This is a genomic window from Janthinobacterium sp. SUN211, from assembly GCF_030587315.1.
Classification (GTDB): Bacteria; Pseudomonadota; Gammaproteobacteria; order Burkholderiales; family Burkholderiaceae_D; genus Janthinobacterium; species Janthinobacterium kumbetense.
In genome coordinates this window covers 193,819-210,886 of record NZ_JAPWIC010000004.1, presented here as the reverse complement: position 1 = coordinate 210,886, position 17,068 = coordinate 193,819, and the positions used below count along the sequence as shown (strand labels likewise).

At 61.8% G+C, this 17,068-nt stretch carries 19 protein-coding genes and 1 other RNA gene; 9 read left to right on the top strand and 11 right to left on the bottom strand.

The annotated features are described in order from the left end of the window. Nucleotides 1-30: 30 nt before the first annotated feature. Together O3301_RS15780 and O3301_RS15775 are read left to right on the top strand one after the other, a co-directional pair. On the top strand, nucleotides 31-483 hold the full coding sequence (locus tag O3301_RS15780) for a helix-turn-helix domain-containing protein (RefSeq protein WP_305056832.1): 453 nt from the start codon (nucleotides 31-33) through the stop codon (nucleotides 481-483). After that, complete coding sequence (locus O3301_RS15775) at nucleotides 480-1,697, top strand: D-amino acid dehydrogenase (protein WP_305056831.1); 1,218 nt, start codon at nucleotides 480-482, stop codon at nucleotides 1,695-1,697. The genes O3301_RS15780 and O3301_RS15775 overlap by 4 nt, the downstream gene beginning before the upstream one ends. On the opposite strand, the gene O3301_RS15770 is transcribed toward O3301_RS15775, so the two are convergent. The 3 genes from O3301_RS15770 to O3301_RS15760 form a co-directional block, all read right to left on the bottom strand. After that, nucleotides 1,672-2,751 carry a hypothetical protein gene (locus O3301_RS15770; RefSeq protein WP_305056830.1) on the bottom strand — a complete coding sequence of 360 codons (1,080 nt, stop codon included), beginning with the start codon at nucleotides 2,749-2,751 and terminating at the stop codon, nucleotides 1,672-1,674. The genes O3301_RS15775 and O3301_RS15770 overlap by 26 nt on opposite strands. Before the next feature lie 67 nt (nucleotides 2,752-2,818). Next, entirely contained in the window at nucleotides 2,819-3,853 is a 1,035-nt protein-coding gene (locus O3301_RS15765; protein ID WP_305056829.1) for a MerR family transcriptional regulator, read from the bottom strand. A gap of 96 nt (nucleotides 3,854-3,949) precedes the next feature. After that, the gene (locus O3301_RS15760) at nucleotides 3,950-4,864 is read right to left on the bottom strand and encodes a LysR family transcriptional regulator (protein ID WP_305056828.1); all 915 of its coding nucleotides are present in this window, start codon (nucleotides 4,862-4,864) and stop codon (nucleotides 3,950-3,952) included. Nucleotides 4,865-4,961: 97 nt separating this feature from the next. On the opposite strand from O3301_RS15760, the gene O3301_RS15755 reads away from it, so the two are divergent. Beyond that, nucleotides 4,962-6,029 carry an SDR family oxidoreductase gene (locus O3301_RS15755; protein WP_305056827.1) on the top strand — a complete coding sequence of 356 codons (1,068 nt, stop codon included), beginning with the start codon at nucleotides 4,962-4,964 and terminating at the stop codon, nucleotides 6,027-6,029. On the opposite strand, the gene O3301_RS15750 is transcribed toward O3301_RS15755, so the two are convergent. From O3301_RS15750 to O3301_RS15740, 3 genes are all read right to left on the bottom strand, one after another. Then, nucleotides 6,016-7,023: an SMP-30/gluconolactonase/LRE family protein gene (locus tag O3301_RS15750; protein ID WP_305056826.1), complete on the bottom strand. Its 1,008-nt coding sequence runs from the start codon at nucleotides 7,021-7,023 to the stop codon at nucleotides 6,016-6,018. The genes O3301_RS15755 and O3301_RS15750 overlap by 14 nt on opposite strands. Before the next feature lie 76 nt (nucleotides 7,024-7,099). After that, a complete protein-coding gene (locus tag O3301_RS15745; protein WP_251349932.1) occupies nucleotides 7,100-7,342 on the bottom strand; it encodes a hypothetical protein in 243 nt (80 codons plus the stop codon). Further along, entirely contained in the window at nucleotides 7,339-8,097 is a 759-nt protein-coding gene (locus O3301_RS15740; protein WP_099665162.1) for a hypothetical protein, read from the bottom strand. The genes O3301_RS15745 and O3301_RS15740 overlap by 4 nt, the downstream gene beginning before the upstream one ends. Before the next feature lie 272 nt (nucleotides 8,098-8,369). Between O3301_RS15740 and O3301_RS15735 the strand changes: the two genes are divergently transcribed. From O3301_RS15735 to O3301_RS15710, 6 genes are all read left to right on the top strand, one after another. Further along, the gene (locus tag O3301_RS15735; RefSeq protein WP_099665161.1) at nucleotides 8,370-8,612 is read left to right on the top strand and encodes a hypothetical protein; all 243 of its coding nucleotides are present in this window, start codon (nucleotides 8,370-8,372) and stop codon (nucleotides 8,610-8,612) included. A 197-nt stretch (nucleotides 8,613-8,809) separates the two neighbouring features. Then, nucleotides 8,810-10,411 (top strand): sensor domain-containing diguanylate cyclase, encoded by a 1,602-nt coding sequence (locus O3301_RS15730; protein WP_289906223.1) that lies wholly within the window; start codon nucleotides 8,810-8,812, stop codon nucleotides 10,409-10,411. 109 nt (nucleotides 10,412-10,520) lie between these two features. After that, the gene (locus tag O3301_RS15725) at nucleotides 10,521-11,357 is read left to right on the top strand and encodes a hypothetical protein (RefSeq protein ID WP_305056825.1); all 837 of its coding nucleotides are present in this window, start codon (nucleotides 10,521-10,523) and stop codon (nucleotides 11,355-11,357) included. A gap of 13 nt (nucleotides 11,358-11,370) precedes the next feature. Continuing rightward, complete coding sequence (locus O3301_RS15720) at nucleotides 11,371-11,823, top strand: GTP pyrophosphokinase (protein WP_289899976.1); 453 nt, start codon at nucleotides 11,371-11,373, stop codon at nucleotides 11,821-11,823. A gap of 379 nt (nucleotides 11,824-12,202) precedes the next feature. After that, entirely contained in the window at nucleotides 12,203-12,571 is a 369-nt protein-coding gene (locus O3301_RS15715) for a hypothetical protein (protein ID WP_289913444.1), read from the top strand. Further along, complete coding sequence (locus O3301_RS15710) at nucleotides 12,565-12,951, top strand: hypothetical protein (protein ID WP_305056824.1); 387 nt, start codon at nucleotides 12,565-12,567, stop codon at nucleotides 12,949-12,951. The genes O3301_RS15715 and O3301_RS15710 overlap by 7 nt, the downstream gene beginning before the upstream one ends. 13 nt (nucleotides 12,952-12,964) lie before the next feature. Here O3301_RS15710 and O3301_RS15705 read toward each other — a convergent pair whose 3' ends face one another. From O3301_RS15705 to ompA, 5 genes are all read right to left on the bottom strand, one after another. Next, nucleotides 12,965-13,384 carry a hypothetical protein gene (locus O3301_RS15705; RefSeq protein ID WP_305056823.1) on the bottom strand — a complete coding sequence of 140 codons (420 nt, stop codon included), beginning with the start codon at nucleotides 13,382-13,384 and terminating at the stop codon, nucleotides 12,965-12,967. 443 nt (nucleotides 13,385-13,827) lie between these two features. Then, nucleotides 13,828-14,188: a transfer-messenger RNA gene (gene ssrA, locus O3301_RS15700) on the bottom strand. Nucleotides 14,189-14,271: 83 nt separating this feature from the next. Then, nucleotides 14,272-14,976 (bottom strand): HAD family hydrolase, encoded by a 705-nt coding sequence (locus O3301_RS15695; RefSeq protein ID WP_305056822.1) that lies wholly within the window; start codon nucleotides 14,974-14,976, stop codon nucleotides 14,272-14,274. A 68-nt stretch (nucleotides 14,977-15,044) separates the two neighbouring features. Next, nucleotides 15,045-15,740 carry a bifunctional 2-polyprenyl-6-hydroxyphenol methylase/3-demethylubiquinol 3-O-methyltransferase UbiG gene (gene ubiG, locus O3301_RS15690; RefSeq protein WP_077400739.1) on the bottom strand — a complete coding sequence of 232 codons (696 nt, stop codon included), beginning with the start codon at nucleotides 15,738-15,740 and terminating at the stop codon, nucleotides 15,045-15,047. 127 nt (nucleotides 15,741-15,867) lie between these two features. Continuing rightward, nucleotides 15,868-16,578, bottom strand: a complete 711-nt coding sequence (ompA, locus tag O3301_RS15685) for an outer membrane protein OmpA (protein WP_034782001.1) — start codon at nucleotides 16,576-16,578, stop codon at nucleotides 15,868-15,870. Between the last annotated feature and the right edge of the window lie 490 nt (nucleotides 16,579-17,068).

Sequence of the window (17,068 nt, the reverse complement as noted above, 5' to 3'; positions counted from 1 at the left end):
AATGCAACCACTCAATCCTGGAGAATGCCCGTGGCCAAGCGCAAGAGCCTGAAAACCGACCCCTGTCCCGTGGCGCGCGCGCTCGATGCGATCGGCGGGCGCTGGTCGCTCCTGATCGTGCGCGACGCCTTCGACGGCATGCGCCGGTTCGGCGAGTTCCAGAAAAGCCTGGGCGTGGCGAAGAACATCCTGGCCGACCGCCTGCACACCTTGGTGGAAGAGGGCATCTTTACGGTCGCGCCCGCTTCGGACGGCACGGCCTACCAGGAATACGTGCTGACGCCCAAGGGGCTGGCCCTGTTTCCCGTCGTCGTCGGTTTGCGCCAGTGGAGCGAGACGCAATTGTTCGCGGCGGGCGAGGCCCATTCGACCTTGCTGCAGCGGGGTTCAGGCTTGCCCGTGCGCAGGATGGACGTGCTGGCCGAGGATGGCCGCGTACTGCAGGCGGGCGACACAGTCGTGCACAAGGTGTCGCCACCATGACGCGGGTGGCCGTGCTGGGCGCCGGCATCACGGGCGTCACCACCGCTTACGCGCTGGCGAAGCGGGGCGTCAATGTCACCCTGATCGAGCGCCACCGCTACGCGGCCATGGAAACGTCGTATGCGAACGGCGGGCAATTGTCGGCCTCGCACGCGGAAGTGTGGAACCACAAGGCAACGATCTTGAACGCCCTGAAATGGATGGCGCGGCGCGATGCGCCCCTGCTGCTGCATCCATGGCCCAGCTGGCACAAGCTGAGCTGGTTTGCGCAATTCCTTGCCGCCATGCCCGCCTACGAGCGCAACACCATCGCCACGGCGCGCCTGGCGATCGCCGCGCGCGCACACTTGTTTGCCTGGGCGCAGGAAGAGCATATTGATTTCGATCATCGCCGCGCCGGCATCCTGCACGTCTACCGGGACCAGCGCGGCTTCGAGCGGGCGGCGGGCGTGTCGCGTTTGCTGGCACAGGGCGGACTGGAGCGGCGCGCCGTCACGCGGCAGGAAATGCGCGCCATCGAGCCGACCTTGCAGGGCGACTTTTACGGCGGCTACTACACGGACAGCGATTCCACGGGCGACATCCACAAGTTCACCAGCGGCCTGGCCGACGCCTGCCTGCGCCTGGGCGTGGCGTGCCGCTACGGTGCACAGGTCACCGCGCTGGCGCGCGAACACGGCAAGGTGCGCATCAGCGTGGGCGAGGACAGCACCCTGTTCGACGCCGTCGTCATCTGCGCAGGCACGGCCAGCCGCGCCATGGCGGCAATGCTGGGCGACCACGTGAATGTGTATCCCGTGAAAGGCTATTCGATTACCGTGCAGCTCGACGACGCAGCCAGCCGCGCGGCGGCGCCGAAGGTCAGCCTGCTCGACGACGCGACCAAGCTGGTCAGCAGCCGCCTGGGCGAAGACCGGCTCAGAGTGGCGGGCACGGCGGAATTCAATGGTTTCAATGACGACATCCGCGCCGACCGCATCCGCCCGCTGGTGCGCTGGGTGGAGCAGTGTTTTCCGGGCGTCAATACGCGCAAGGTGATCCCGTGGGCGGGTTTGCGCCCCATGCTCCCGGACATGCTGCCGAAAGTGGGGCCGGGCAAGGCGCCTGGCGTGTACTACAACACGGGCCACGGCCACCTGGGCTGGACCCTGGCGGCCGCCACGGCGGAGATGGTGGCAGAGGTGCTGCTTAGTTCTTCGGCAGCAAATCGCTGAGCGCGGCGCGGCCCTTGACGGTGAGGAAGGGGCCGACCTTGCTGTAGGGCAGTAAAAAGTCGTTTTCGCAGCCGCTGCCGTTCGAGTCTTCCCAGAACGACACGCCTTCCGGCTTCAGGGACAGGTGGAAGCGGCCGCGGCCGTCGTAATCCGTGCCCTTGCATTCGGCATCGATTTTCACGTCCTTGAACAGGGCCTGGCGCAGGCGGTCCGGCAATTCGGCCTTGTCGTCGCCATCGCTGGCGCTGGCGCCAAACCAGTTCCACACGTCCGTTTCCTGGCCCGTTTTGACGTCCCAGGTACGGAATTTGATGGAGATGCCGCTGGCGCCATAGCCTGCCGCCCAGCGGTAGAACTTGACCGTTACCCAGCGCGGCGACCAGTAGGTCGGCTCCGCATACACTTCGTCTTCCGTCGTGAAACCGTTGCGGCCCAGGTATTCGCGGCGCGTGGCATAGAAGTCGGCCAGGTCTTTTTTATTTTTTGCCAGCACGGCGCGCAGCTGCGCATTGATTTTTGTCACGCCATCGCCGGGCGCGATCAATTCCACGGTGATGGTGTCGCCCACTTGCAGGTTGCGGTATTGCTTGCCTTCGAAGGTGATCGGCTTGCTCGTCTTGGTATTGGGAAAATCTTCCAGCGCCAGGTTGTAGGCATCGCTGGCGCAGGATGGGTGCTCGCGGTCGCCCGCCGCTTCCAGCAGGGTCAGGGCCAGGGGAAGGGTCTTGCCGCTTTTCGGGTCCGCCCAGGTGCCGGTGACTTTGCCGTCTTGCGGCGCATTCAGGGACCAGGTGCCCGTCGTGTCGCCCTTGGCGTCGAGTTCCTGCCACAGCGTCTTGCCGTTCGGCTTGGACAGCATGATCGGCGTCTTGTAGCGCGTGTAGTAATAGTTGCCGCTGCGGTCCGCGCCTTGCGTGGGGCTGGGCTGGTTGAAGCAAGCCACGATATTGGCCTTGCCCACGGTGCCCTGCCACACCCCTTGCACGGGCGGCTCGGCCGCCATGGCGGCGTGCAGGGCGGGCAGGGTCAGGCAAGCAAACAGAAAGCGGCGCATCGGTTGTTCCTCTCGTGGGCGAAGGCCGATTCTACATGGCCCCGCCCACGAGATGCCACACGTCAACTTATTTGCCGGGACGCTCCTGCGCCACCACGGCCATCGCCGCGCCCAGGTATTGCAGCATGGCCCCGTCGACGAAGCTGCCTTCCATCAGACGCGGTTCCTGCAGGTGCGCCTGGCGGAATTTCAGCTGCGTGGCCGGGTTCGTGCCCGCATATGAGCAGAACAGGTCCAGCCACTGCCGCGCCAGCTGCAGCACGGCCGGGTCGGTGGGCGGCGTGCGCGCATCCATGGCGGCGCGCACGGCGGCGATCAGGGCCGGCCACTCGCCCGAGCGCTTGCCGTAGTTGGCCACCAGGTACGCATATTCCTGCTCGTCGAGGAAAGGTCGATACAGCGCAATGCGCGAGGCATTGAAGGCGGCGATGATGAATTGCATCACGTCCGCATCGACGCTGGTCGTCGCTTGCATCGATGGTTCCTGTTCGTGCATGCTGTTCAGGCGTGCGAACAGGCCCGGGTGGGCACCCGTGTCGCGCACCAGCTTGACCATCCATTCCGTGGCCAGCGCTTGTGCTTGCGCATCGCCGGGGCCGGCGCCCGCCTCCTTGACGGCGCGCACCCTCGCTACCAGTGCCTTCCATTCCTGTTCCACGGCGCTATCTGTCAGCAGCGGCAGCTGTTGCAGTTCTTCGGGACTAAAGTATTTGTCGTACATGGTCATTAACTCCATAGTGGTGAGCCACTCGGCCAGTTCCGGCGCCTGCCCCTGCGCCAGTTGCGCCTGCAGGGTGCGCAGGCGTTCGCGCAAGGTGGAAGCTTGCGCGATCTGGCGTTCCAGCATGGCGATCTGCTGCGCCACGATGGAATGCAAAGGCAGGTCCGGGCCGGCGAGGGCGTTGGCGATATCGGCCAGCGACAGCCCGAACTTGCGCAGCGCCATGATCCGGTGCAGCCGGTCCATGTCGCTGTGCTGGTACAGGCGGTAGCCAGCTTGCGTGCGCGCCGAGGGCGAGAGCAGACCGATGCTGTCGTAGTGGTGCAGGGTGCGGATGCTCAAGCCTGTCATCTTGGCCAGTTCACCGATTTTCAACAGCATGGGGTACTCCTTTCCGGGTGCGTGCAAGCAGAATCGCACCTGACGTAACGTCAGGGTCAAGCGGAATTTTCAACTGAATCAACTGAATCAACTGAATCAACTGATCGTCAGCCGCTGCCGCAGTTCCTGCAGCAGGGTGCCTGTTTTCGGCGTCAGCTGGCGCGCCAGCGGCCACGCCAGGTACAGGGGCAAGCCTTGCGTGGCCAGTGCCGGCAGCACCGCCACGATGGCGCCCGTGGCCAGGTGTTCGTGCACCAGCCACGTGGCCAGCTGCGCCACGCCCAGGCCGGCCAGTACGGCGGCCGTGCGCGCTTCCGCGTCGCCCACCGTCATGCGGGGAGATGCCAGGCGGTGCTCGACCTGCCCGCCCGTGGCGCCGTCAGGGAAGACCCACGGCATGGGCGAACCGTCGCCGCGCCCGTAGGCGATGCAGTCGTGGCCATCCAGATCCGCGATGGACGCGGGCGTGCCGCGCCGCGCCAGGTAGCTGGGCGCCGCGCACAGGATCAGCTGTTCGTCGCCCAGGTGCATCTGGCCCAGCGCGGCCGGCCAGTGCGAGGGCGCGCCGATGCGCACGGCGATGTCGATGCGCTCCTCGAACAGGTCGACGAAGCGGTCGCTGAAGGCGATCGACGGCTGCAAGCGCGGATACTGCGCGCACAGCTCCAGCAGCGCAGGCATCACGCGCAGGCGGCCATACGAGGCGGGTACGCCGATGCGCACCTTGCCCGCCAGCTCCGTCGCATGCTCGCCCAGCACGTCTTCCGCATCCATCAGTTCCTGCAGCACGCGCTTGCAAGTGGCGTAGTAGGCGCGGCCCGCGTCGCTCAGTTTCAGCCGGCGCGTGCTGCGCTCGAACAGCAGCACGCCCAGCCGCTCTTCCAGCCGCGCCACGCTCTTGCTGACGGCCGAGCTGCTCAGGTGCAGGCGCTCGGCCGCCCTGGTAAAACTGCCCGCGTCGGCCGTGGCGAGAAACGGTGTGAGGCCCTTGAGATGTTCCGATGAAAACATGATTCGCGAATTTTATTCATGAATAAGGGGAAATAGTATCGCGGATAAGAATTGATGGCGCGGATATGATGTTTTTTTCTTTCGGAGGCTTTCTCTCATGCAAAAACACGCTCTCATCATCGGCGCCAGCGGCATCATCGGCAACAATCTGGCCACGCACTTGCTGGCGCAGGGCTGGCAAGTGACGGGCGTCTCGCGCGGCCGCACGCCCGTGCCGGCAGGCTGCACTTCCCTGCAATTTGATGCCACGGATGGCGCGGCAGTAAACGCCGCCCTGGCGGGCCTGGACGCCAGCCACGTCTTTTTCACGGCCTGGGCACGCCAGGCAAACGAGCAGGAAAACATCCGCGTCAATGGAGCCATGGTGGCCAATGTGCTGGCCGCGCTGGGACCGGCCGGCCACTTGCGCCATGCGGCGCTGGTCACTGGCCTCAAGCATTACCTGGGGCCGTTCGATGCGTATGGCAAGGGCAGCGTGCCCGTCACGCCGTTCCGCGAAGAGCAGGGCCGCCAGGACGTGGACAATTTCTACTATGAACAGGAAGACCGGCTGTTTGAAGCGGCCGCGCAGTACGGTTTTACGTGGAGCGTGCACCGCCCGCACACCATCATCGGCTACGCGCTGGGCAATGCCATGAACATGGGCCTGACCCTGGCCGTGTATGCGAATTTGTGCAAGGCCGGCGGCCAGCCCTTCGTGTTTCCCGGTTCGCCCGCGCAATGGCATGGCTTGTCCGACATGACGGACGCGGGCCAGATCGCGCGCCACCTGGCGTGGGCGGCCGACAGCCCGGCCGCGCGCAACGAAGATTTCAATATCGTCAATGGCGACGTCTTCCGCTGGAAGTGGCTGTGGCCGCGCCTGGCCGCCTACTTCGGCGTCGCGGCGGCCGGTCTGCCCGAGGTGATGGCGCCGCTGGCCGAGCGCATGCAGGATGCCCCCGCCCAGTGGCGCGCCATCGCGCAGCAGCATGATCTGGCCGAGCTGGATGTCGGCCGCCTCGCTTCCTGGTGGCATACGGATGCCGACCTGGGCCGGCCGATGGAAGTGATGACGGACATGGGCAAGAGCCGCAAGGCCGGCTTCCCCGATTACCAGGATACGCAAGACGCCTTCTTCAAGCTGTTCGAGAAGTTGAAGGCGGAGCGCGTCATTCCGCGCTGACGGACTCCGCGGCAGCCGGTGGCGGGGCTGCCGCCGCTGCCGCCGCATTGGCCGCATTTACTTTATGCTGCTGCGCCCGCTGCCATTCCAGGCCCGGGCGGTCGACGCGAAATTGCAGCAGCCGTCCCTGCACCACTTCCGTCACGTACGCCGTGCGGCCATCGGGGCCGCCGAAGGTGATGTTACTCGGCTTGGCGCCGGGCACGCTGATCTCGCGCAAGATGCGGCCCTGCGGCGACAATTTGACCACGCTGCCCTTGCCGTAGCGCGTCACGTACAGGTTGCCGTCGACATCCACGCGCATGCCGTCCATGCCGAAATCGTCGAACTTGATCAGCAATCGCTTGCCGCTCAGGCTGCCGTCCGCGGCAATGTCATACATCCAGATATTGCGCTGCACGCTTTCATTCACATACAAGATCTTGCCGTCGGGACTGACCTCGATGCCATTGGCCGTGCCCATGGTGTCGAGCGCCAGGGTCACCGTACCGTCTTGCGCGATGCGCCACACGCGGCCCGTGTTTTCCTTCCAGTTCGGGTCGCTCGCATACAGTACGTCGTCGGCCGTGATGGCGATGTCGTTCGGCTGCGTCATGCGCGGTTCGCGTGCGTGGATGGCGAGCGCGCGCGTGGCCGGGTCGACCAGGTAAATCGTGTGTTCCATGTAGTCGGCCAAATACATCTGCCCACGGCTGCCGAAGCGGATGCCGTTGGCGATGCTGGTGCCAGGCAGGGTCAGGTACACCTCGCCCATGCCGCCGGGGCTGACCTTGCCGATGGTTTGCTGGCGCGCAAAGTTGACGGCGTAGATATTGCCATCCGCATCCACGGCCGGGCCTTCGATGCCCTTGGTAAAGGAGTGCGCGGGCGTGAGGGTGGTGGCGAGGAACAGCGTTTCGTGCGCGGGCGGGCTGGCGCAGGCGGACAGGTTGGCCAGCGCGGCGGCCAGCACGGCCGTGCGCAGCGACGGCAGGGCGTATCGGGAATGGGGCATCGAGTGTTCTCTGTATGGCAAAGGTGGCGTATGTTACCCGACGCGCGCCGACGCAGGCGCCGGGCTAGGTTGCCACCTAGGCCGCCACCACGACGAGGTCGGGGAAGTCGTCCTGCCAGCCGTCCCATTCGTCTTGCAGATGGGCGTGCATGCCGGCCCGGTCTTGCGCCTGATCAAAGGTGTCGGCGCTGGCCAGCAGAAAATGGGCGATGGCGCGCAGGGTGGCCGGGTCGGCGTGGATGGTCACGTCGGAGCAGGGCAGGGGGCGCTCGGCGGCGGCGTCCTGCAGATAGCAGTGCAGCGATAAATGTTTGCTCATGGGTGTCGGTGGCTGATATAGGCGCCCAGCATGGCGTGTGCGTTCAGCGCGGTGCGGGCGGCGTCCAGTTCCTCGGGCGGCAGGTACCAGAAAGTCAAGCCGGCATGCTCCTCGCAGCGGCCATACGCCTGCATCGCGTCGCGCAGCGCTTGCCGGCGCTCGGGCGGCAGCGCATCCAGTCTGGCTTGCGTGAAACCGTTGATCGGATATACATCGCGCAGGTGCGAATCTTGCAGCCCGCGCCGCTTGATGGCGGCCCAGTTATTTGCGGGGCAAGGAGTGCCAAAGGTCATCGGATGGGCTTCATCGATCTGCCGGTAGCCGAGTGCGTAGCCGGTGCCATAGCCCTGCGTTTCAGCGTAGCAGTACACATATTCGCAATGCTCAAACAGGCCGGGTATGGCCCGGGCACCGTCGAACAACGGCATCAGCGCAAGCTTGCTGGCGCGTATGGACAGAACCAGCTCCGAGCCCGATGAGTACATGGCTTGCGCGTCGCAGTTGACGGCCTCGTCAGCTTCGTCGGGCGGCACGAGACGCGGCGAAAGCAGTCCGATGCCGTCGGTCTCTGGCGCGAACAGCATCTTCTCGTAATTTCGCTGTGAGAACTTGACGATCTTGCCGCGCTTGTTGCCGTAGCGCTCGACGGGTTCGCCGATGTGCGCGAACCAGGCGAACAGCTGTGCGCTGGCCGCGGCGGCAATGAAGGGGGTATTTTTCTTGAATTCGCCTACCAGGAAGTGATATTGGTCCATGTGTCGCCAGAGTAAATGGGTAAGGCGCATGATGCCATGTGCGGGAGCGTGCGGCTAGCGCGCACGCGAGGAATGGCGCAGGTCTGGATGCACGGTGACGTAGCAGGACGGGTGGAATGGAAAAAGATGCGCGACAGGACGGCGCAATGGCCGGGTTGAGGCGTATGATGGAAATACGGATGTGGTTGCCGCAAGGCAGTGCGACCGGCATGGGCCGCACGTCTTGCAGGTTTTTTTCGTGGTTTTGGCAGTACTGACAACGAGGAGACATCATGGACAAACCCGAATTCATCCTGGCCGCCAAGGCCATGGAAACCCTTGAGATGTATCAAACGTTTTACGGGCACTCCAGCGAATACCAGGCGCACCAGCAGGAAGTGTTGAAACTGCTGCGCCACAAGGGCGCCTCCTTGCTGGTGTCGGACCATGGCCCGGCGAAGTTCTTGCTGGCGTTTGCCGATGCGCTGGAGGTGGCCAGCTTGCCGGGGGAATACGTGCCGTTGAGCCGGCGGTAGGGCGGGCGCTGCCTGTCAGCCGCGTGTGTCGTCGAGAAAAGAGCGAGCACCATGGCGCAGCAGGCAAAATAATTATTCATCCATGCTCCCTGGCAAGTGCAGTGGTAATTTTTTTGTATCTTGTTTGTGACGATGTGTGAGTATGTTGCTGCCTATTTGGTGCACACTTTGCGGCATGTCAATCCGGGAGTGTCGCCATGATCAGGTCACGCAGCTTGCCGCCACGCTTGTTGGGAGCAGGTTTCCGTGGATTTTCCTTGCTGCCGCTGGCCATCTCATTTGTCGTGCTGGTGTGCCTGTCGCTCCTGGCGATCCAGTTCTGGATGACCTTGCGCGCACGGGAAGTACAGCTGAGTGAGGCGGCCCGCGAAAGCGCCAATCTGGCGCAATCTGTTGCGCAGCATGCCTATGACACCATCAAGGAAGCCGATACGGTGCTGGTCGGACTGGTGGAGCGGGTGGAAACAGACGGTGTTTCCGATAGCGAATTGGCCCGTGTGCACAAATTGCTGGTCGCCCGTGTCGCCGAGCTGCGCCAGTTGCACGGCATCTTCATCTATGCGAGGGATGGCAGCTGGCTCGTGAATTCGCAGAAAACGCTGTTGAGCAATCTGAATAATTCTGATCGGGATTATTTCAACTACCATCGAACGCATGAGGACCGGGGGCCCTATGTCGGACCTCCCGTGCGCAGCAAATCAACGGGGCAATGGATAGTCACGGTATCACGGCGAATCAATATGCCCGACGGAAGTTTCGGCGGCGTGGCGCTGGCGACCATCGACATGAATTATTTCAGGCTGTTTTATGAACGTTTTTCGATAGGGGAAAAAGGCGCCATTTTCATTGCGAATGGAAAAGGCATTCTTTTATTGCGGAGGCCTTTCGATGAAAGCCTGTTGGGACGCGATATTTCGCAATTCCCCGTATTCCACGATTATTTGCCCAAAAGTCCCGTTGGCACGGCCGTGATCAAGTCGGGCGTCGATGGCGTGACGCGTATCAATAGCTATCGAAGGGTCGAGGAATACCCGCTGGTTGTCTCTGCCGCACTGTCACAGGATGAAGTCCTCGCTTCGTGGCGTCTCGACACGATTTTGCAGAACGCGGTGGGTGGCGTGCTGGTGCTGCTGATTGCCTTCATCGGATACCGCGTGGTGCGGCAAATCGATTTGCGGGTCAAGAGCGAGGCTGGATTGCTCGAGGCGCGCAATGAACTGGAATTGATCAATGAAACCCTGGCCCGCCTTGCCAACCAGGATGGATTGACGGGGCTGGCGAACCGGCGCCACTTCGACCAGTCGCTGCTTGCCGAGTTCAGCCGTGCACAGCGTGAAGACGGCTCGCTTGCGCTGGTGTTGATCGATGTCGACTTCTTCAAGCAATACAACGATATCTATGGCCATGTGGCCGGCGACGAGTGCCTGAGAAAAATCGGCAAAGTGGTCGGCTACAGCATGCGCAGGCCGGGCGACCTGGCGGCACGCTATGGTGGCGAGGAAATGGTCATTTTATTGCCTGGAACGGATTTGCCGGGCGCCCTGGCGGTGGCGGAAGGTGTTCGCCAGGCAGCGCAATCGCTGGGCGTCGAACATCGGGGCAATCCCCTGGGCGTGGTGACGGTCAGCGTCGGCGTGGCGGCTTTCATGCCGACGCACCTGGAAAACCAGGCGGTCGAACTGGTTGAACTCGCTGATACGGCACTGTACAAGGCCAAGGCATCCGGCAGAAATCAAGTCTGTTATGCCTCGCCTTGCGAGCCGGCCGAGCAGGCCGCGACTGCTTTTGCGTTTCGATAGCGATTGCTGACGGCTGAGGAAGGGGCGCGCGTGCGCCAGCCTTGTCCATGTACAATCGGCAACATCCGGATCGACGTATCCGCCCCTTCATTGCGGAGTACGCCTGAGCGTGACACAAACATTGCAAACCTGGCTGCAGGCCTGGCGGGAAGCCTTCACGTGCATCGGCCTGGGAGTGCGCGATGCGCGTCATGCGGGCCTGTGGTGGCGCTCTGCGCTGTGGTGCATGGCGGTCGTGGCCCTGTGGCTGGGGCTGTATGGCTGTTTCGGCCGTTTTTTTGTCGAGCTGAGCGCCATGCTGGCGCTGGTGTCGGTTACCGGCTTGCTGGGCCTGGGCGTGATGGATGGCGTCGGGACACTGGCCAACGGGCCTGCCACGCTCTCGCAGATGGGCAATATCGCCGGCGGCCTGGGCAGCGCCGCCAAGGCCCTGCTGTCGATCGGCCAGATCGCCCTGGCCTTGCTGGCGCTGGCCACCTTGTTCTATGTCATGGTCTTTATCGTCGGCGCCATCGGCACGGCGCGCTTGCCGCTGCGCTGGCTGTTGCTGGAACGGGCCAAGGCTGTGGCGGCACGCCGCTATGCCCCGTGGCAAGCGCCGGCCGGCCTGGAGCTGTCCGCCCCGCGCCCCGTCTGGCGGCGCCTGTTGCTGCTGCTTTCCCTGCTGATCCCCGTGTGGGCCATGTGCGTGCTGGTGTCGTACTTGCTGGCCTGGAATGTCCGGATGATCTACGGCGCGGCGGCCGAAGACGTGCTCGGCGCAGAACAGCAAGCGGCGTTGCGCCGCGCGCAGCGCCCGGCGATTGCTGCCCTGGGTCTGCTGCTGTGCTTGCTGATGCTGATACCGGTGCTCAATTTACTGGTGCCAGCCTTGCTGTGCAGCAGCGTTTGCCATTTGCAGCGCCGCGGCTGGCGCATAACGGGGTCAGCAAGCAACGTGGAGTGAACAAGGAGTAAACATGAGTGAACACGCAAGACGCGGCACCCTGGAACGCGCGATTGAAATCGCCGCCGCCACCCATGCCGGCCAGACGGACAAGGGCGGCGCGCCATACATACTCCACCCCTTGCGCGTCATGCTGCGCGTCGCCCCTGGCGCCCAGCAAATTGTCGCCGTACTGCATGATGTGGTGGAAGACAGCGACGGGAAAATCACCTTCGACGACCTGGCGCGCGAAGGATTTTCCCGGGAAGTCATCGACGGCGTGCGCGCCGTGACCAAGATCGAGGGCGAATCGTACGACGATTTCATCGCCCGCGCGGCCCTGAATCCGGTCGGCAAGGCCGTCAAGCTGGCGGATCTGGCCGAGAATAGCGATTTGTCGAGGATAGGGGAGCCAACGCGGAAGGATTTGGAGCGGGTGGAGAAGTATCGGAGGGCGATGGGATATTTGCTGGGGGAGGTTCTTTAGTCTCAACGTGGCACTGCGCGATCTTGCGCTGGTTCAATGTCGTGGCTGTAATTAGCGATAACGCCATTAACGTACAGAGATTTGATCCTTCGCAATGCTCAGAAGATGTATAACGGCAAAAATTGTCGAGCGTGCATCTCTTGGCGATCATGCGAGGATTCTCGCCAATTACTGCGGCGCGAGACATCGTCAATAAAATGCGTTACAAGGTTTGACAGGCAGTATGCATCGCGATGCAATGCAAAGCTAATCCGCATATTTTTTGAATTCAGTTTTGTCCAAGTTATTTATTTTAATGACCCTGCTATCCCCCGGATAAGACCACTCATACATCACGACGACCATTTTCACATCACGAGTAAATAGCGGGACGGATGACATGAAACGCCTTCTCGCTGTTTTTCCGCTCCTTGTTGTTGCTATGGTCATGGCTCAGTCCGCTCCCAAATGGTTATTTTCTTACCAGTCATTCAAAGGCCGCTATGCCATCTATAGCGGAGGCCTGAGCGATCCGCAGCCGTCGACCAGTAAAGACAAGCGCATCGCGTTCTGGATCGATGGCAAGGCGGCAAAGCAGCTATTCGATGCGATGGGGCCGGACTTGCGCAACGTGTGCGGCGCGGACGGCGAATATCGCCTGCGCCAGCGGGCGGAAGTGCGTTGCTCCTATCATCCCCGTGATGGGCACCATTGCGACTTCGGTTTTGACCTTCTGAGCGGACGCAGTATCGGCGGCTCCGTATGCTGAGGCGCGCTAGCCAGCTATTCGTCGCGCTGCTGTGCTTGCTGTTGGCGCACCAGGCCGGGGCCATATGGGAATTCGTGCAAAAGGATGTTTCAGGGGCGTACGCGATCTATGGCGCATATCTCGACGATGCCGTGGCACCGGTTGCGGGGGATACCAAAGTCGCGTTTCGTTTGACGGGAGCCGCTGCAAAGGACATGTTCGACGCCATCGGGCCGGATATGCGCGATGGCTGCCCTGACCCGCAAATACGCATTCGCAATCGTGACATGCTGCTGTGTCGGCACCGTCCGAAAGATGGCTATCGCTGTGATTTTGGTTTCGATTTGTCGACGGGCTTGAGTATCGGGGGAGCGGTGGGTGGGGCGGTGTGTGGGGAGTAATGGGGGCGGCCGGTCACCGGGTGCGAGCAAGAGCTTTGCGGATGGCTTGTTCGACGGGGCGGTCTATCAGCGCCAAAACGATGACTACGACAGCGGTAACAATCAGTCCCTCCAGTAAAGCTGGATCGGGGAAAAGTTGCTGATTGGCGATGGCATCGGGCACGGTTGCTCGTTTCCAGAGAAGGAGCATCAGGGTGGTGCCAGCGGCGAGCAGCATGGCCGGTCGACGATGGTGCAAGCGGGCGATTTGTCCCATCAGCAGCAGCGCGATACCCCACGCAAAGGGATAGAAGCCGTGGTCGAACAAGATCATGCGCTCATCGTAGTATGCGCCCGTGTACCAGGTAAAACGGGAGAAGCCGAAAAGACCATAGGCGACGAGGGCTACGGCTAGCACGAGGAAACTGGAGGAAAGCAGGCGAGCAATTTTCATGGTTTGGGTTTCTCTGCCAAGGCCTTGATATTACGCCCGATTAGGTGGAGCTTCTGTTTTGTTACTTGGATAGTCCTGTTTTTGCTGAATATGGCTCGCTGGCCGTGTTTGTAGTTTTGCTCGTTATTTTTCTCGCCGCCGGCGTGGCTTGCCAGACCACCTTTGCGTATGATTTTACCGGCTAAAGGGCGAGGGGCAGGTTCGCCATTCGTACACGGCCTGAGCAGTTGATGTTGTCGTTAGGAAAAACCGCCTGCGGCGCAAAAACTAGTCAGACGAATCGGAGAGGGTTGCGCTTGCAAGCGCAACCCCCCCCCCCCCCCCCCCCCCCCCCCCCCCCCGCGCCCGTACCGGACGCGGATTCGACGCCCGCGTTCTGCATGCATGGAATAAATAAAAAGGGCCTCCCCGCCAAAACGGGGAAGCCCTTTTTATTTATTCAGTGGTGGAGACGGCGGGAATCGAACCCGCGTCCGCAAGCACTCCACAGACAGTTCTACATACTTAGCACTATCATTTAATTTAACTCAGCCAGCACGGATGTGCACGTTATGGGCAAGCGAGTTACCTATTATTTAGTCGGACGCTAAGTAACCCAGCATACGACGAGTCCCTGTAAATGACTCTAGAGCTTTTGACGGCCCACCCCAGGGACGAGGTGTTCTAGAGCTAACAGCGATTAAGCTGCCAGTGCGTACGAGTTATCGTTTGCAGTTAAGTTTTTTCAGGTTGTATTTACGAGGTAGCCCGCCCTCGGTATGCCCTGCGCTGCTTTGCAACCCACGTCGAAACCAGGTCGTCCCCACAGAACCTTCATTGTAGCGCAATCCGCCCACTCTTGCATGGTGCATTCGCTTGCTGGTGTGCCAGATCAAGCGCGGGCCGATTTATGCCGCCAATTGCCGCGCCTGCGCCGCCTTCACTACCGCGCTGACCAACTCGAGCAGCGCATGCGGGGTATCCAGCAGGTGGTCGGCGTTCCAGTGCTGCGGTTCGACGGGGCCGCAGTAGCCCCAGGCGCAGGCCACCGTGCGCATGCCGGCGGCGCGGCCGGCCTGGATGTCGCGCAGGTCGTCGCCCACGTACCAGCAGTCTGCCGGCGCCAGGTCCAGGCGGCGCGCCGCTTCCAGCAGGGGGGCGGGGTGCGGTTTCGGGTGCGCCATGGTGTCGCCCGAAATCACGCAGCCGGCGGCGCCCAGGCCGATCTGGCCGACCAGCGGGTCGGTGAAGCGGGCGGCCTTGTTGGTGACCACGCCCCAGGCCAGGCCCAGGGCTTGCAGGCCTTCCAGCAGGGCGGGGATGCCGTCGAACAGGCGGCTTTCCACGGCCAGGGCAGCTTCGTAATTGTTCAGGAATCCGTCTTTCAGGGCTTCGTAGCCGCTTTCGCCGGGGCCGATGCCGTAGGATGCACCGATCATGCCGCGCGCGCCGGCCGAGGCCGTGGGGCGCAGGACGTCATACGGGGTCGGCGCCAGGCCGGCGCGCGCGCGCAGCAGGTTGATGGCCGCCGCCAGGTCGGGCGCGGTGTCGGCCAGGGTGCCGTCGAGGTCGAACAGGATGGCGCGCGGGGCTGGCAGATGGTCAGTGATCATGGCGGACAAAGTGTGTCAAGTAGGAATGAAAAATGGCGGCCGCAGCCGCCTTGTATTGTGCGTGATGGTTACAGCGGCCGGGTGCAGGCCACCAGATAATTGACGCTGGTATCGCTATTAAGTGAGTAAATCTTGGTCAGCGGATTGTAGCCCATGCCGCGCATGCTGTTGACGTCCAGGCCGGCGCTGCGCACGTATTGCGACAGTTCGGACGGGGTGATGAATTTGTCATAGTCATGCGTGCCTTTCGGCAGCAGGCGCAGCAGGTATTCGGCGCCCAGGATGGCAAACAGGTACGCTTTCGGGTTGCGGTTCAGGGTCGACAGGAAGACGTGGCCGCCCGGCTTCACCAGCGCGGCGCAAGCCTTGACGATGGCGGCGGGGTCCGGCACGTGCTCGAGCATTTCCATGCAGGTCACGACGTCGTACTGGCCTGCCTCTTCCTCGGCCATGGCTTCGGCGGCGATCAGCTTGTAGCGCACCTTGGCGCCCGATTCCAGGCTGTGCAGGTCAGCCACTTTCAGGGCCTTGTCGGACAGGTCGATGCCCGTCACGTCGGCACCCTTGCGGGCCATCGATTCGGCCAGGATACCGCCGCCGCAGCCGATGTCGATCACGCGCTTGCCGGCCAGCGGCACTTTCGCGTTGATCCATTCCAGGCGCAGGGGGTTAATTTCGTGCAGGGGACGAAACTCGGAAGTGGGGTCCCACCAGCGGTGGGCCAGCTCACTGAATTTTTGGATTTCGAGAGGGTCGGCGTTCATAGGTCGAATAATAGCGGCAATTTTACAATTGGGCAGCCACGGACGAAAAAAAACCCCGCCGTGGCGGGGTTTTTCATGCTGTTCTTGACTTGCGCGATGACTTGCAGCAAGTCCAGGGGTTCAGCTATTACTTGTTGCGGGTACCAACAACTTCGATTTCCACGCGACGGTTTTTCGCACGGCCTTCGGCAGTTTTGTTATCAGCAACAGGTTGTTTCTCGCCTTTGCCTTCGGTGTACACGCGGTTGCTTTCAACGCCTTTGGTGACCAGGTAGGCTTTGACAGCATCAGCACGACGTACCGACAGTTTTTGGTTGTAAGCATCGGTGCCGACGGAGTCGGTGTGACCCACAGCGATGATGACTTCCAGGTTGATGCCGCCCAGTTGTGCGGACAGCTCGTCCAGCTTGGCTTTGCCTTCTGGCTTCAGCGTAGCTTTGTCGAAATCGAAGAATGCATCAGCAGCGAAGCTGACTTTTTCCGAGGTAGGAGCAACTACGACTGGTACTGGTACGACAACGACTGGTGCCGGTGCTGGTACGACTGGTGCTGGAGGAGCCACGCATTTGCCGTCTTGCAGGGTTTCTGGCTCTACGCACAGTGGCACGTCGCAACCTGGCACTGCGTCAGCAGGTGTCCAGTAGCCGGTACGCCAGCACAGGCCGAATGGGTCACGCACGATCACGCCGCGGGCATCTTGCACGTAAGCGCTTTTTGGGCTTGGTGCTTTGATGTCAGTGGTAACTGGCGCGAATGGTGGGGAGGTTGGGGTTTGGGCCGAAGCCGAGCCAGCAATCACTGCGGATGCAGCGAAAAACAGCGTTACAAATTTATTCATTCTTTTTTCCTTTCGGGGGGTGATATCCGCAGAACAACACTGCGCTACTGGTGCTACGTGCCAAGATTTTATCATGTAGACCATATGCGCTCGTTTCAGATTGCGAAACTAGCAATTAACTTCCCAGTCATTTTGCCACACGCATCAGGGGCGCACGACCGTGGTTAAATCAAAGCTTGCCCGATTTTAGACCGCGCGTTGTTTTTGCGCAACGAAAATGCCCATTTGTAACGCGTCTGTAACAATTGATCGCTTTTTTTGCCTCTTTTAAGGGCAGGTATCTTGAACTGGTATTGCCATTGTGCATTATCGAGAGGTCAGGCTGCACGGCTCCGGTGCAAACTGCCAATCTTGTTGGTATGGCCAATTTGTACAGGTAGCTGGGCGCGCATGCTAAAATCGTGCGCTTGACTGTTAAGAGTGTCGGGCAAATGCCCACGGCGGCACTGCATGGCCAGCTCGTACCACTGCGGTGCACGTACTGGCCGTG